The 14148-nt window shown below is 48.6% G+C and carries 12 protein-coding genes and 1 tRNA gene; 6 read left to right on the forward strand and 7 right to left on the reverse strand.

All coding sequences use genetic code 11. The features are described 5' to 3' along the window. Window positions 1-54: 54 nt before the first annotated feature. On the reverse strand, window positions 55-2601 hold the full coding sequence (gene clpB / locus LKE33_02385) for an ATP-dependent chaperone ClpB (protein ID MCH3949775.1): 2547 nt from the start codon (window positions 2599-2601) through the stop codon (window positions 55-57). A 123-nt stretch (window positions 2602-2724) separates the two neighbouring features. Between clpB and LKE33_02390 the strand changes: the two genes are divergently transcribed. Beyond that, the gene (locus LKE33_02390) at window positions 2725-3825 is read left to right on the forward strand and encodes a hypothetical protein (GenBank protein ID MCH3949776.1); all 1101 of its coding nucleotides are present in this window, start codon (window positions 2725-2727) and stop codon (window positions 3823-3825) included. A gap of 137 nt (window positions 3826-3962) precedes the next feature. Here the strand turns inward: LKE33_02390 and LKE33_02395 are convergent, their stop codons facing one another. Next, window positions 3963-5453: a CYTH domain-containing protein gene (locus LKE33_02395; protein MCH3949777.1), complete on the reverse strand. Its 1491-nt coding sequence runs from the start codon at window positions 5451-5453 to the stop codon at window positions 3963-3965. Between the two features lie 289 nt (window positions 5454-5742). Here LKE33_02395 and LKE33_02400 point away from each other — a divergent pair, with 289 nt between their 5' ends. The 3 genes from LKE33_02400 to LKE33_02410 all read left to right on the forward strand — a co-directional run bounded on the left by LKE33_02400 (window position 5743) and on the right by LKE33_02410 (window position 6840). Beyond that, the gene (locus LKE33_02400) at window positions 5743-6264 is read left to right on the forward strand and encodes a flavin reductase family protein (GenBank protein ID MCH3949778.1); all 522 of its coding nucleotides are present in this window, start codon (window positions 5743-5745) and stop codon (window positions 6262-6264) included. Between the two features lie 12 nt (window positions 6265-6276). After that, the gene (locus LKE33_02405) at window positions 6277-6705 is read left to right on the forward strand and encodes a hypothetical protein (GenBank protein MCH3949779.1); all 429 of its coding nucleotides are present in this window, start codon (window positions 6277-6279) and stop codon (window positions 6703-6705) included. A gap of 58 nt (window positions 6706-6763) precedes the next feature. Continuing rightward, window positions 6764-6840: transfer RNA gene (locus LKE33_02410), tRNA-Arg, on the forward strand. A gap of 291 nt (window positions 6841-7131) precedes the next feature. On the opposite strand, the gene LKE33_02415 is transcribed toward LKE33_02410, so the two are convergent. The 5 genes from LKE33_02415 to LKE33_02435 form a co-directional block, all read right to left on the reverse strand. Further along, window positions 7132-8025, reverse strand: a complete 894-nt coding sequence (locus tag LKE33_02415) for a hypothetical protein (GenBank protein MCH3949780.1) — start codon at window positions 8023-8025, stop codon at window positions 7132-7134. A gap of 153 nt (window positions 8026-8178) precedes the next feature. After that, window positions 8179-9015, reverse strand: coding sequence for an aldo/keto reductase (locus LKE33_02420; GenBank protein ID MCH3949781.1), 837 nt, complete (start codon window positions 9013-9015; stop codon window positions 8179-8181). Window positions 9016-9122: 107 nt separating this feature from the next. Next, entirely contained in the window at window positions 9123-9263 is a 141-nt protein-coding gene (locus LKE33_02425) for a hypothetical protein (GenBank protein ID MCH3949782.1), read from the reverse strand. Between the two features lie 377 nt (window positions 9264-9640). Continuing rightward, the gene (locus tag LKE33_02430; protein ID MCH3949783.1) at window positions 9641-10816 is read right to left on the reverse strand and encodes an iron-containing alcohol dehydrogenase; all 1176 of its coding nucleotides are present in this window, start codon (window positions 10814-10816) and stop codon (window positions 9641-9643) included. A 405-nt stretch (window positions 10817-11221) separates the two neighbouring features. After that, window positions 11222-11830, reverse strand: coding sequence for a porin family protein (locus tag LKE33_02435; protein MCH3949784.1), 609 nt, complete (start codon window positions 11828-11830; stop codon window positions 11222-11224). A gap of 457 nt (window positions 11831-12287) precedes the next feature. Here LKE33_02435 and LKE33_02440 point away from each other — a divergent pair, with 457 nt between their 5' ends. Then, window positions 12288-12518 (forward strand): hypothetical protein, encoded by a 231-nt coding sequence (locus LKE33_02440; protein ID MCH3949785.1) that lies wholly within the window; start codon window positions 12288-12290, stop codon window positions 12516-12518. A 158-nt stretch (window positions 12519-12676) separates the two neighbouring features. Continuing rightward, window positions 12677-14026 (forward strand): ISL3 family transposase, encoded by a 1350-nt coding sequence (locus LKE33_02445; protein MCH3949786.1) that lies wholly within the window; start codon window positions 12677-12679, stop codon window positions 14024-14026. The last annotated feature ends 122 nt before the right edge of the window (window positions 14027-14148 follow it).

The following is a 14148-nucleotide window of genomic DNA, read 5'->3' on the forward strand; positions in this document are numbered from 1 at the left end:
TCCCGGAATGCAGGCGGTAAATATGCGGTTTTTTAAATGAATTCCACAAAGGAATTACTTTGCCACGACATCAATCTTGCCGTTTTTCAGTACAATCTCAAGCGTATCGCCGCTCTTGATTTCGCCCTGTACAATCTTCTGGCTGACCACCGTTTCCACGGTATGGACAATCAGTCTCTTCAGAGGACGGGCACCGAAGGCCGGATCGAAACCGGTGCGTGCCAGATAATCCACGGCTTCATCGGAAGCAGTCAGCGTAAGTTCCATCTGGTTATGGAGTCTGTCGCTCAGCTGTTTCAGAATGAGTTTCACAATGCTCTTGATCTGTACTTCGCCCAGCGGTTTGAAGACAACAATATCATCGACACGGTTCAGGAATTCCGGACGGAAGGACGAATTAATCAGCAGACGGCGTACTTCTTCGTGACTGATTTCTCCGTTATGTTCCATAATTTCCTTGGACCCGAGGTTACTCGTCATGATAATGAGCGTATTCTTAAAGTCCACAACCCGGCCCTGACCATCCGTCAGACGGCCATCATCCAGAACCTGCAGCAGCACGTTGAAGATATCCGGATGAGCCTTTTCGATTTCATCGAAGAGGATGACGGAATACGGATGACGGCGCACGGCTTCAGTCAGCTGGCCGCCTTCTTCATAACCGACATATCCAGGAGGCGCACCAATCAGACGGGCCACCGTATGTTTTTCCATGTATTCACTCATATCAATACGGATAATGCTCTTTTCGCTGTTAAAGAGTACTTCCGCAAGAGCCTTAGCCAATTCCGTCTTGCCGACGCCCGTAGGTCCGAGGAAAATGAAGGAGCCAATGGGTTTGTTCGGATCCTTGATACCGGCACGAGCACGTACCACAGCCTCGGATACAGCCTTAACGGCTTCATCCTGACCGATGACACGCTGATGAAGGATTTCATCCAAATGAGCCAGTTTCTTCTTTTCGCCTTCCATCAGACGATTTACAGGAATACCGGTCCAGGTGCTGACCACCTTGGCGATATCGTCTTCATCGACCTCTTCCTTGAGCAGCCGGTTCTCGGAATGTTCTTCATCTTCGAGCTTCTGCAGTTCTTTCTGCAGGTTCGGCAGACGGCCATATTTTAGTTCGGCCAGTTTGTTCAGGTCATAATCATGCTCGGCCTGTTCCATTTCCTTCTTGACCTGGTCAATTTCCTTCTTGACCTGACGCACCTTGGCAATACCGGCTTTTTCTTCCTGCCAGCGTTTCATCAGGGCATCGTTTTCGGTCTTCATCTTGGCCAGTTCTTCCTTGATCTTTGCCAGACGATCGGCAGACTGTTTATCGTCTTCCTTGGACAGAGCCTGCTCTTCAATCTGGAGCTGCAGCATCCGGCGGCGGCTTTCATCCAGTTCGGTCGGCATGGAGTCGATTTCTGTTCTCAGGCGAGCCGCAGCTTCATCGACAAGGTCGATGGCTTTATCCGGCAGGAACCGTTCACTGATATAACGGTTCGAGAGCGTAGCAGCTGCCACAAGAGCCGAATCCTTGATACGGACGCCATGATGGACTTCATAACGTTCCTTCAGGCCACGCAGGATGGAAATGGTATCTTCCACGCTCGGTTCCTTAACCAGTACAGGCTGGAAACGGCGTTCCAGAGCACTGTCTTTTTCAATATACTTACGATATTCATTGATGGTCGTTGCACCAATGCAGCGCAGTTCCCCGCGGGCCAGCATCGGCTTCAGAATATTGCCGGCATCCATGGAACCTTCGGAAGCACCGGCTCCGACAACCGTATGCAGTTCATCGATGAACATGATGATCTGACCGGCCGAATCGGAAACAATCTTCAGCACTTTCTTCAAGCGCTCTTCAAATTCGCCTCTGTACTTGGCACCGGCTACGAGGGAAGCAAGGTCAAGGGCATAGAGGGTCTTGTTCTTCAAGGATTCCGGTACATCGCCGGCCACAATACGGCGTGCCAGTCCTTCGACAATAGCCGTCTTGCCGACGCCCGGTTCACCAATGAGGACAGGGTTGTTCTTCTTACGGCGGGACAGGATTTCAATGGTCCGGCGGATTTCGTCATCACGGCCGATGACCGGATCCAGGGCACCTTTTTTAGCCTTTAAAGTCAAATCCTGACCGTATTTTTCAAGGGTCTTTTTGTTCTGTTCGGCATCCTGGCCGCCCTGGTATTTATCAACCAAACTGCGGATTGCCGAACGGGTGATACCGTACTTCCTGCAAAGGGAAACAGCTTCACTGTCGCCGTCTTCACACAAGGCGGCGAGCAAATGAGCCCCTGTGATTTCGTTCTGGCCGGCGGCCTTTTCCGCAAGGGCAATGGCACGTGCCAGACCCGTCGTAATACTTAATTGATCCGTTCCTTTGACGGACGGAATCTCTTTCAGCTGATGATCCAAATCGGAACTGAACTGGTTTTCATCGGCATGGACATTCTTTAATACAAAATGAAGAAAGTTGTCCGGCTGGCTGTTCATGGCCGACAGCAGGTGCAGACAGCCTACCTGCTGGTTATAGTTCATGATAGCCTGCTGCTGAGCAGCCTCCATCAAACTTTTTACCTCATCACTAAAACGTTCTGCTTGCATCATAAACACCTCCAAAAAGGTCTTTCTGTAATTTTATTGCAACAGTAGGAAGGAAATCCCCGCTCCTTGTCGAATTGTAGTCATCAGATGTTGTATGCCTTTTGACTGTACAAGGAGGACTTTATGCATTCTTCCATCATTCTTTACCACCTTTTTGACGTGGCTGATGAAATCAATCTGAAGATGGTTGAAGCGCTCTGGGCGGCCCGCAATAAGATTGCGTCGCGCCTGCGCTTCGATAATAGTGCGCCCGAATCCATTTCCATCCAAAATCCCCCGGTACTCGTGGAACTGGGAACTCACGATATGACCTTTGCCGGAAAAGAATATACCGCGACGATCAATGCGCGGATTTTCGACATCGGCGTCGTAAGTCTGATTTTCCATATTGAGCTGCCTGAAGAAATCACGGAGGCAGATTTCACGGATCTTGCCATCGCCGTCGACACCCTTCCCGAAGATGTTATCCGGGAATATATCGAGGCAGTGACCGATACGATTCGTCCGGCCTGCTCCAAGATGAGGATTTCGGATTTTGACGAGGATTTTGTCGTGTATTACTTCCGTGACCCGCTGCCTGATTGGGATTTCCCGCCCATCATGATGAAGGACAAGACCCCGCTCAGCGAGGAAACACGGCGCGATGTCATGGCCAATTATTTTTCCTACAGCACCGGCGACATCGTTTACCTGACCTGGGACACGGCGCTGCTCTACGACAAGAGCGGCAGCACAGATCTGCCGGATCTGCTCGAGTTTGCCAATGCCCAGTTCCTGGAACTGAGGTATTACGACGACGCTTTGCGTAAGGCGATTGACCGGACGTACGACGAAATCGATAACGCCAACGCCCCCGGCGGTCCAAGCCGCCTCAAGGCATTCCGCCAAATCAGAGCCAACCTGATGGAAGTCATGGCGGATATGAGTATTCTCACCAGCAACGTCGACAACGCCCTGCAGGTCACCGAAGACGTATTCAACGCCCGGGTCTATGCCCGTTACATGGGCCTGTTGCATGCCGATGTCTGGAGGGAAAACATCAACACCAAGCTTCGCGTACTGGAGCGGTGCTACGGCCTGCTCAATACGGAAGTCATCATCCATCGGTTCAGCCGGAAGCTGCACATCATCATCGCCATCCTTGGTATGATCCTGGTTCTTCTCTTTTTATACACCATACCACACGTCCTCATGCTGCTGACCATGATTTTTGGCAGGTACTGAATACGAACCAGAACCTACTGGAATTTCCTTACTGGATAATAAACACCCGGGAAGTCTATTTCACTTCCCGGGTTTTATTGTACCCTTCAAAAGTCAAAATGTCAAATACTATTTTTGATTTTTTGACTTTTATTTTTTTATTTTTCTTTTGCGGTGTTTTTAGCCGCTTTTTTGCACAATGACTCCAGCTTTTCGCTCTGCTTATTGGCCTTATTACGGGCGTCTTCCGCGTAAGGAATCACATAGCCGAAAAAGACGAGGGCCTGCACCCCCGCGTTCCGGCCTTTTTCGCGGCGGCTGATGACAAGGGCCGTATCCCGAAGCTGCTGGATGCGTTCCCACCGTGATATTTCCTTAAGATATTTCCTGCCCCGTCTGCAAAAACGTTCATCCAGATTCTTGGAAAGCTGCTCCATAAAGAGAATCTGACCCAGAAGCCGCAGTGATGAAATGCGGGGGACGGAAGCAGCGACACCGGGAGCCACGCCTGCCGCGAGAGGCATCGTCTCCGCGCAGAGCCATTCAGCCGTCAGCGTGCTGTCAAGGCGCGCTTTCCGTGACTCCGACAGCTGCCAGAGTTTCCATACCACAGCGGCAAGGGTGCCTTTCGAAATAGCACGCTGCCAATCCTTTTCCGCGGCCAGCGCCTTACGTTTCCAAGCCTCTTCCAGGGCCCGGACAGTATAGGTACGGCTGAGTTTCTTCATATACCGTGCCCCATCCTGGGGATGACTAAGTGCCGCCAGTCCCTGAAGCGCGTCCGTCAGCAGTGCCTTGCCTTCCGCATAAGCTCTCTGAGAAAGCACCGACGTCCCCCATTCCCAAAGAGCAGCCACTTCACGAAACGCCTCATAAACATCGGTAACAGCTGCCGAAGAATGCTGCCAGCATGCAGTCAGGGCAGCAAGCGTACGGTCGAGGCGGCTTTCTGTAATAAGGCGCCAGGCTGTGAAGGCATCTTCATCCCCCGGAACCAGAGGAAGTGCGGTTTGCTCCTGCAAAGGAACGCGGCTCATGAGGTCGAGAGCGCGCTTCAGTTTGCTTCGCTTTTCCGGATAAAGCGGAATCTCCTGTGCAAGCTGCGCCGTAAAACGCATCAAGTCGCGTTCCGATCCCTTTTTAAGCTCCAGTTCGAGTTCCCCGATGGTTTCCTCCCGATTTCCGGCCGAAATTGTTCCATCATCAATAGCCGCTTCTACAACGGTTTGACGGGAAATTTGCAGCAGGGCAATTTTGCGCGTAAACGCTACCTTGCAGAAAGGCGTGGGAGCGCCGGACGCCGTAAGGGACTTTAAAGCCGCATCAATTTCTGCCCCGAACCCTTCGAAAACCGGTTCCGCAGAAGGAAGTGCCTGCGTATACTCACCCCGGTCGGTAAACCCGCCGACCGCCTTACCCCGGGTCTTGACGGTACATTCAAAAACTTTTGCGTTCGTGCAGCGGACCCGATAAGCAAGTCCTGCCCTGGCAAAGGCCTGATCCGGTGTATCATAGTACGCATTTTCCAGATGCAGCGTCTTCCGGCTGCCTGCAAGGATTTTATCTTTAATGAGAGGGAGGCTGAAAAAACGTGCCCGTGCCCTCGGTGCGGATAATAGTTTCAGTTCCTTTTCCCGTGTATCTTTCACAACGACTTCTCCCCATTTCTACACAGTATATGTGGTTTTATTATATCATGAGGATAATAAAGTATGTAGACATCCAGCCTTACGTGTGGGGACGTAAAAGAATTGGTCAGCGATGAGTGAATCGTATACCCGTGCGGGCGATTGTCCGGGCAAGGCCCAAGAGCAGCAGATTATATCGGATGGAGAGGCTATGGCCTGCGAGCGGAGAATTCTTTCTCCCTTAGCTTTTATCTTCAATTTTGATATAATAGCAGTATCCTGTGATTTATTTCTAAAGGAGGAAAAGAGTATGACAAAAGAAAAAATGGAACCTTATTCCTGTGCAGAAGCTCTGGTAAAAGCGCTGCCGAAAGGAATTTTATTAACGACGAAAAAGGGCGAGAAAGTAAACTCCATGGTGATTGGCTGGGGTGCTATCGGCGTAGACTGGGGTAAACCCGTATTTACCGCTTACATCCGGGAAAGCCGCTTTACCAAAGAACTGCTCGATGCCACCGGTGAATTCACGGTCAACATTCCTGTCAGCGCTGTTGACCCGCAAATCATCAAAGTCTGTGGCAGCCAGTCCGGCCGTGACATTGATAAGATCGAGGCACTGCACCTGACCACGGTACCCGGTGAAAAGGTAAATGCTCCCGCCATTAAGGAACTGCCGCTGACGCTGGAATGCAAGGTTTTGTTCCGGCAGCTTCAGGATCTCAAGAATCTCGATGCGGCTGATCAAAAATGGTATCCTCCTTTTAAAGAAGGAAAGCCTGACCGTCACATCATGTATGAAGCAGAAATCGTTGCTTCTTACCTTGTAAGATAAAGGAGAGTCCCCATGCTGAAAAAGTTAGCCGCCATTCTTTTTGCCTGTGCACTGCTCATCATGCCGGGCACGCTCCACGCCCAGGAATCGGATACGTTGGATACACCGGATCCCGACTGGCAGCTCGTCAACACGGCTGAGGCCGGACACACGTGGGAACTTGATCGTTCTGTCATTATGCAGCGCGGAACGGGCCGTGTGGCCGGGTACCGGGAAATGATGCCTGATAAATCCTACAAACTGACTCTGGCCCTTTTCTCCCAGGATCACCGCATGGCGCCCATCATGAAACTTTCCGTGACGGCGGACAACACCATCACGGATCGTTGGCGTGCTAAAGAGGAAGAATGGACGACGATCGAAGCCGGTACGCCCCTTGACAAAGTATACCAGGCCGTGTGGGCTGCCAAAGTCACACAAACGCTGGAGCCTAAAAAATAATCAGCTTTAAACGTTATTTTGTCACCATGTAAATTATCTGTTATAATATATGCGTTGTGCGGTTGTAGCTCAGTTGGATAGAGCATCTGCCTCCTAAGCAGAGGGTCGCGCGTTCGACTCGCGCCAATCGCACCAGTCAAAATTCAAAAGGGGCTGTGAAATAATGCACACGCATATTTCACAGCCCTTTTTTACGCTTTCCGCAGTCCGCCTGTGGAAGCAAAATGACCAAGGCATTTTGCTGCGAACTCATAAAATAAAACCTGAAATTTAGGTTATCTGCTAAATTTCAGGTTTTATTTTTTATTCGAATCAAAAGCCTTACCATACTGCTGCAAACGAGGCTAAATGCCATAGACCAAAAGTCAAAAGCGCCTTTTTTATTTTTTCACAACACCTTACCTTATGCCCCACCGGAAGTTCTACTCACCAGTAGAGTTTCATGGCAATAATGCTGTGGTGTATCAAGTCGGGGATGTAAAGGATTCCGTCCCCTTGGGCAATATCCGCCGGCCCCATGGGAGTATCCCGATATAGCACATGGCGGCTTCCCGTCTTGAGGTCGATGGCTGTGACAGATGAGCTCTTCCAGTCGGAAACGTAGAGAACCTTTCCATCCGGAGAGAGGGCGGCCCCATCATAAAGACCTGAAACGCTGCTAATCTTCTCAAGCTTCGGCGAGGAAGAATGCATATCCCGGATGCGGTAAACTACGTTTTCCTCCATCGGTGTAGCAAAGTCGTGAGGAATCGAGACCACGTATAAGGTCCTACCGTCCGTCGCCATTCCATTTGGTCCGGGAACACGAATCCACTTTTCCGGCAAGCGTTTTTCTTTTGTGAGATCGATGCGGTATATAAGGTCATTGTTGGTAACGGAAACGTAGAGATAGCGGCCATCATAGGTCATGGCGTTGACACTATCCCCCTGTTCAAAGGAAATGACCTTAGGCTTTTTCTCAGGATAACGGAGATCAAATTGCTTGATGGTGTCGGTATCGCAGACGAAAAGCTCTACGCCGTCACGCGTGAACAGTCCCAGAGGTTTATGAAGTTCACCGGCAGCGGGTATCACCGTCTTTGTTACGCCATCCTTTTCATAAAGGACATTGCCCTTGTTTTCATCAGGACGCGGAGTAAGGTTATCAGATTCGTAGTTGCTGATGAATATACCCCCATCCCAGGGAAATACACTTTCTGCAAAATGAATCCCGTCCCGAATGACCTCCACATCGGCGCAATCGCGTTTCGCTGCCACAGTGGATGTGAGGGAAAAAGAAAGACAAAGTGCCATGAGGATGGCAGCAATTGTTTTATGCATTTCATTCACCTCTCACAAAATTGCACGAGCTTATGCCCCTGCTCATGAAACTAGTCTGCCAGGAGATTGACAATCTGCCTGCTGTTGCAATCAGCCATGAAGAAGGGGGCGTTGTCGTAGATTTCGATATCCGGGCGCCACGCCATTTTTCCCTCATAGGATTCGATCAATCTTTCCCTCGTATCGCTTGAGGTCGAGAAGCGACTCAACTGTTTTCCCGTCGGTGTGAGAAAAAAACAGGCTCTTTCCCCTATCAAGCCCGCGAATGGCTTCCATTTCCTCGTGAGAAAGGCTGAAATCAAAAATCTGCATATTTTGTTCCATCCGGTCTTTATGAGTGGATTTGACTACAAGAACAATTCCCTGCTGAACCAGAAAACGCAGGGCGACCTGTGCTGCCGTTTTTCCGTATCGATTGCCAATGGATGTGAGCAATGGCTGCGTGAATAGATGATTTTTCCCCTCTGCAAAGGGCGCCCAAGCCTCATGGGTGACGTTGTACCGGTTCATAAAGGCATGGGCTTCCTGCTGTTGGAAAAACACGTGGGTCTCCACCTGATTGACCATAGGTTTAATCTCCACGTAGTGACAGAAGTCCACAAGCCGGTCCGGATAGAAATTCGACACACCGATGGCGCGGAGCTTCCCCTCCCGGTAGGCTTCCTCCATAGCCCGCCAGCTTCCGTAATAATCGCCGAAAGGCTGGTGGATGAGCATGAGGTCGAGATAGTCGGTCTGAAGTTTTTCCAGGGAGCGGTCGATGGACTTCTTCGTCTTCTCATACCCTGCATTGTGTACCCAGATTTTCGAAGTGAGGAAGAGCTCGTGCCGGTCTACCGGCGAAGCGGCCAACGCCTCTCCGATTTCCTTTTCGTTGGCATAGGACTGGGCTGTATCAATGGCCCGATAGCCCACTGTAATAGCATCCTGTATCACCTGTCTGCAATGTTCCGGCGAAATTTGATAAGTGCCAAATCCAATCAAAGGCATCGCGATCCCATTCGATAACGTTTTGTATTCCAATGCAATCACCTCAAAAATTCTTACTTGATTTCTACATCAATCCAAGCGTATTGAACCTCGCTGCATCTCGCCGCCTACTGCCTTGCTCCTTCCTGCACTGACGGTGATGCGGGCAGCTTTCCTTCTTTCAATCCTACGGCAATCGTAACGATTGTCATGGTCACGACGGCAATGGGAAGTACGAGCATTTTCAGAACGGTGATGCCGCCATGCACACATTGAGCATCCCCTCCAGCTCATGCCGAGAAGAAACGAGCCTGAAAGCATCATGGCCAGAGACATCGTCCCCACCATGTAGATAAATTCTGAGAGAACATAGGGCAGAAGAATATCGGCAAGATAAATGCCGATGGCGGAAATGTATATCCCCATGCCAATATTGATGGGGCTTCTCCAGGTAAAGGACTCGGTTTCTTCTCCGGTTCCCTGAATTAATAAAAACAGGTCCTGAAATTCAAATCTGATTCCAAAAGCGACTTTTGTTTTATTCCGGCCAAAAGCCGAACCAAACTACCGGAGGCAAGGCAATCTGACAACTAACGGTCATTCCTTAAATGCGTTTTTAGCTTCCCCGCTTACCGCAGCCATCTGCTTACAGACTCTTCTTCAAAATTTCAACTACTTCCTTCCGCGTCAGGACTTTATAGCCGCCTTTCAGGATGAACGTAGCATCGGCGATGCCGGGAATCATTTCTTTCGTTACACCCAATTCGCCGAGATTCATGGCTACTCCTAAATTCCGCATCCAGACTTCCATATGTTCCAGGCCTTCTTTGGCAACTGTTTCATCGTTTTTACCGTCAGGTTCCACACCCCAGACATTCACGGCAAAGCGCTTGAATTTAAAAAGCCCGAATGGCATCAGAAATCGATAGTAAGCCAGAGATACAGCGGAAAGTGTCATTCCGTGCGTTGCATTCGTATAGGCTCCGACTGCCTGTCCGAGCATATGAACCATCCAGTCTGTCGTTTTGCCTTTCGCAATCAGCGTATTGAGAGCCCACGTTGCAATCCACATCAGATTGCTGCGAGCTTCATAATTATCGGGATGCTCCACAGCAATCTTGGAAGAAGCAATCACAGACCGCATAAGTCCTTCCGCAATATAATCGGACGTGTTGTCGTCGTACCCGGAAAAATATTGCTCGCAGATATGATTGAACATATCATAGATACCGGCCGCCATCTGCCGTTTCGGCAGTGAGAAAGTAAACTTCGGATTCAGCACGGAAAACTTGGGGAATATACGTTCATCGGCAAAAACCTTGCCAATCTTGAGTTTCGTTTCCGGATTCGTAATCACAGAACCGGCATTCATTTCAGAGCCCGTTCCAACCATGGTAAGCACGCAGCCTACCGGAATGACGCGCTGCTGCGGAGAAGGTTCTTCCTGTTTCACAAAGAATTTCTCCCAAGGGTCTTCCGGGCAGTCCGCCGCAGCGGCCACTGCCTTCGCAAAGTCACAACAGGATCCGCCGCCGCAGGCAAGAATCAAGTCTGCATTAGATTCCCGAGCCGCGGCAATGCCTTCCAACAGTTTAGGATAAGTCGGATTTGGCATAACTCCTGCTACTTCCCTGACAGTCTTTCCGCATGATTTCAGCACATCCATCACCTGGTCATAGATGCCATTCTGTTTGATGGAACCGCCGCCGTACACGAGCAGTACGTGATTTCCATAATGGGACAATTCACGGCGCAGGCCCTCCAGGGCATCATCGCCAAAATATAATTTAGTAGGGTTATAATAGGAAAAATTTCCTAACATACTTCTCTATACCTCCTGATGCACAATATCTTTCCTATGCTAATTGTATGAAGCTATGGGAGGTTAATCCAATACTTGTTGTTCATGCTGCTTTATGCTTTAGAGGCATAGAAAAATAACTTATGGCATTTAGCCATGGCCTTCGGCAGATTGGTACTATCTTTCACCACTTCGTGGCCCTCCTTCCGGCTGCGTGGAAGGATACCCCAAAGGAATTCCCAACCTGACGGTTTGGTTTAACGAAAGGCAATTTTTCTTCCCCGGGCGACCCGCGGCCAGCGACCTGCGTAAAAGGGACTGTGAAATGATGCACATGCATTATTTCACAGTCCCTTTGATTAAAAGAGCCCTTCCGTGTGCCGCCAGTAAGACACACAGAAGAGCTCTATAGCGAGGCTTATTTAATTAGAACTTATAGGAAACACCTACGTTGACGCCGTGTGTCTTCACATCGGTATCACCGCTGAAGTCTTTATACTTGCTATCGTTGTAGGATACGTTTGCTTCCCAATTATCCGTAATGGCATAGCCCATACCTACTTCATACTGCGTGATGGTATTGCCGTAGCCAACCTTGCCCCAACCCGTCAATCTGTCCGTCAAAGGCAGACGGCCGATGGCACCAACCTGGAAGCCATTGGTATTATCCGTATAATCACGGTGGTCAGCACGGTTGCGAACGTAGCCGCCAAAGCCATACAGATACGGATTAAACTGATAAACCAAGTTGACCTGATGGGACTGCACGGAAGCGTCATCATCGCCTTCATGAGCAGAATAGACATAATCAAGAGCCAGATTATCCCCAATACCGACAGCAGCGCCCGCACGATAACGAGTATCTCCGTCGAAGTCTACCGTATGACCATCACGTTTTCCTTTGATAGAAGAACCGAGGGTTATGTTTGCGTCAATCTGAACTTTACCCGGCGTAATATCTGTCATTGGAGAAGCGCCGGCAACACAGACAGGAAGAAGCCCTGCCGCGACGACAGCTGCAAGTATTTTTTTCATGGGATCTATGCCTCCTCTGATTAGATTCATATTCACAAGTAGATATATTATATCCTATTTTTACATTTTTTTAAAGAGACAGACCCATAAGACTAAAAAATATCACATTTCCGTCATAAATTAGAAGAAAAAACGGTGCTTCTGCCACAGGTTCCATTTGTCAAAAGAATTAGTATGTATACCCCGTATATGTATATTGACGTTTTTTCTCCGGTCAATCGTAAGGCCCTGCTATTTTCTTGTTTTATTTCTTCAATAGTTATTGAATCTCTTAAATAGTTAAATTATGCAGCACTATGAAATGTGGGAGAGATATTTCAAATTTTTATTTATTTTTTCATATACCCCCCTTCCCTATTTGAAATAAATCTGATATAATACAGCCAAGCAAAAATATCAAAAGAAATTTTACCTCTGGGAATATACTGATACTGCCCCAGAAAAGGAGGAAACTTAAATGAAAAAATTACTGGCACTGGCTGCTGTCGTTCTTACCGTTACCCTGGGCCGCCTCGGTATTGCAGCAGCGGAAGACAACAACACCGTTCCCCCTCAGAATGGTCCTGCTTACTGTGACGGTGCTTACGGCAACGGATATCATCATCACTATAACGGCAATAATGGCAATGGTGGGAATTACGGAAGAGGCTATCACCACGGATGGAATAATGGCGGATGCCACTGGTAAATGTTAAAAATAGGCTGTGAAGAATGCTGCCGCATTTCTTCACAGCCTATTTTTTGGTTCTTCACGGAAATTTGTGGACTAAAAGACATTTGACTATTGAAAAAGGACATTAACTCCTCCAAAATATAATCGTCGAAACCATACCTTGGGAGGAGAAAATGTCCTTTACTAATTACACTATTCAAAATAATGCAGAATGTCAAGATGTCTTTTACAATGTCTTCATGCCGGAAGACCCTTTTGATGACAGCCAGGAGATTGTTATTTGCAGTGAAAAGAAATATACCGACTTCTGTTGTCCTAAATGTGGTCAGAAAATGTATTCTTACGAGCCATTTTCCACCTACTTGAAAAGCTTCCCTGCGTATCCTGAGCATACCAGGATAATCCGCTTTGAAGGGCATCGCTTCCGTTGCTCCTGCTGCCATGCAACCATCACTGAGCCTACTCCCTTTAAATATCCCGGAACTCGCATTACCATGAGGGCTTCCCTTTGGATTGAGACGCTGCTTCGTAATGGAATCCCTGCCAATGCAATTGCTAAGATGTCAGGAATTCACTGGAGCACGATTCGCTATGTCCACAAACAGCTCATGGATGAATCTCTCGATAAATATGAAATGGAATTGGAGCTGACCTCTTACAGGCCCCGTTTCCTGGCCATCGATGAGTTTGCTATCCATAAGGGACACACTTATGCCACTTGCGTCATGGATTTAGCGACAGGTTATATTCTCTGGGTTGGCAGAGGTCGGGCGATAGCTGACTTCGAGCATTTCTTCAAGGAATATGATCAGACGAAGCTGACAGAGGTCAAGGCAGTCGCCATGGATATGAACGCTTCCTACAACAAGCTGGTACAAGAACATCTGCCGCAAGCTAAGGTCGTGTATGATCGTTACCACATGCAGGCTCAATTCGGGAAGGAAGTATTAGGTGTAGTAAGACTTGATGAGGCCAGAATGCATAGGGATAAAGCCAGAGACATGCAAGAAGCATTAAAAGACGCAAGCAATGAAGACAAGCCGGTTTTAAAAGAGCGGATATCCGAGGAAAAGAAGAACTACCGCACATTGAAGAAAGTCCGCTGGCCGTTACTCACCAATGAAGATAAGCTGAATCCTAAGAGCAAAGAAGCGTTACAGGCCATCTTTGCAGAGCACGAGGATCTGGCAATATGTTATTCCATGAAGGAAGAGATGATAGCCCTCTATGAATTAAGGGACTATGACAAGGCTCTTGCAGGATGGAAGCGCTGGTTTAAAGCTGCACTAGGCAGCGGGATTCCGGCCCTGGTTAGGTTTGCTAAGATTAAGCTGCCAAGGATAGACGGACTGGTGAACCATGCCCTGTACCCGATAAACACAGGGAAGCTTGAGGGTTTCAACAACAAGATTAAAGTGGCCAAAAGAAGAGCGTACGGATACAGAGATGATGAGTACTTTTTCACGTTAATTCGCTACCTCTCAATTCCGACCGTAAGAGGTATACTCCCGAAAAAAACGTGAAGAACCTATTTTTTTACGCTGGTCGCTGGTCGCAGGTCGCTGACCGCGTGTCGCCCGTGGAAAAAAAATGACTAAGGCATTTTTCTTTGAATTTATAAAAATAAAACCTGAAATTTAGAGTA

Source organism: Acidaminococcus sp., assembly GCA_022482815.1.
In the GTDB taxonomy this organism is placed as follows: Bacteria; Bacillota; Negativicutes; order Acidaminococcales; family Acidaminococcaceae; genus Acidaminococcus.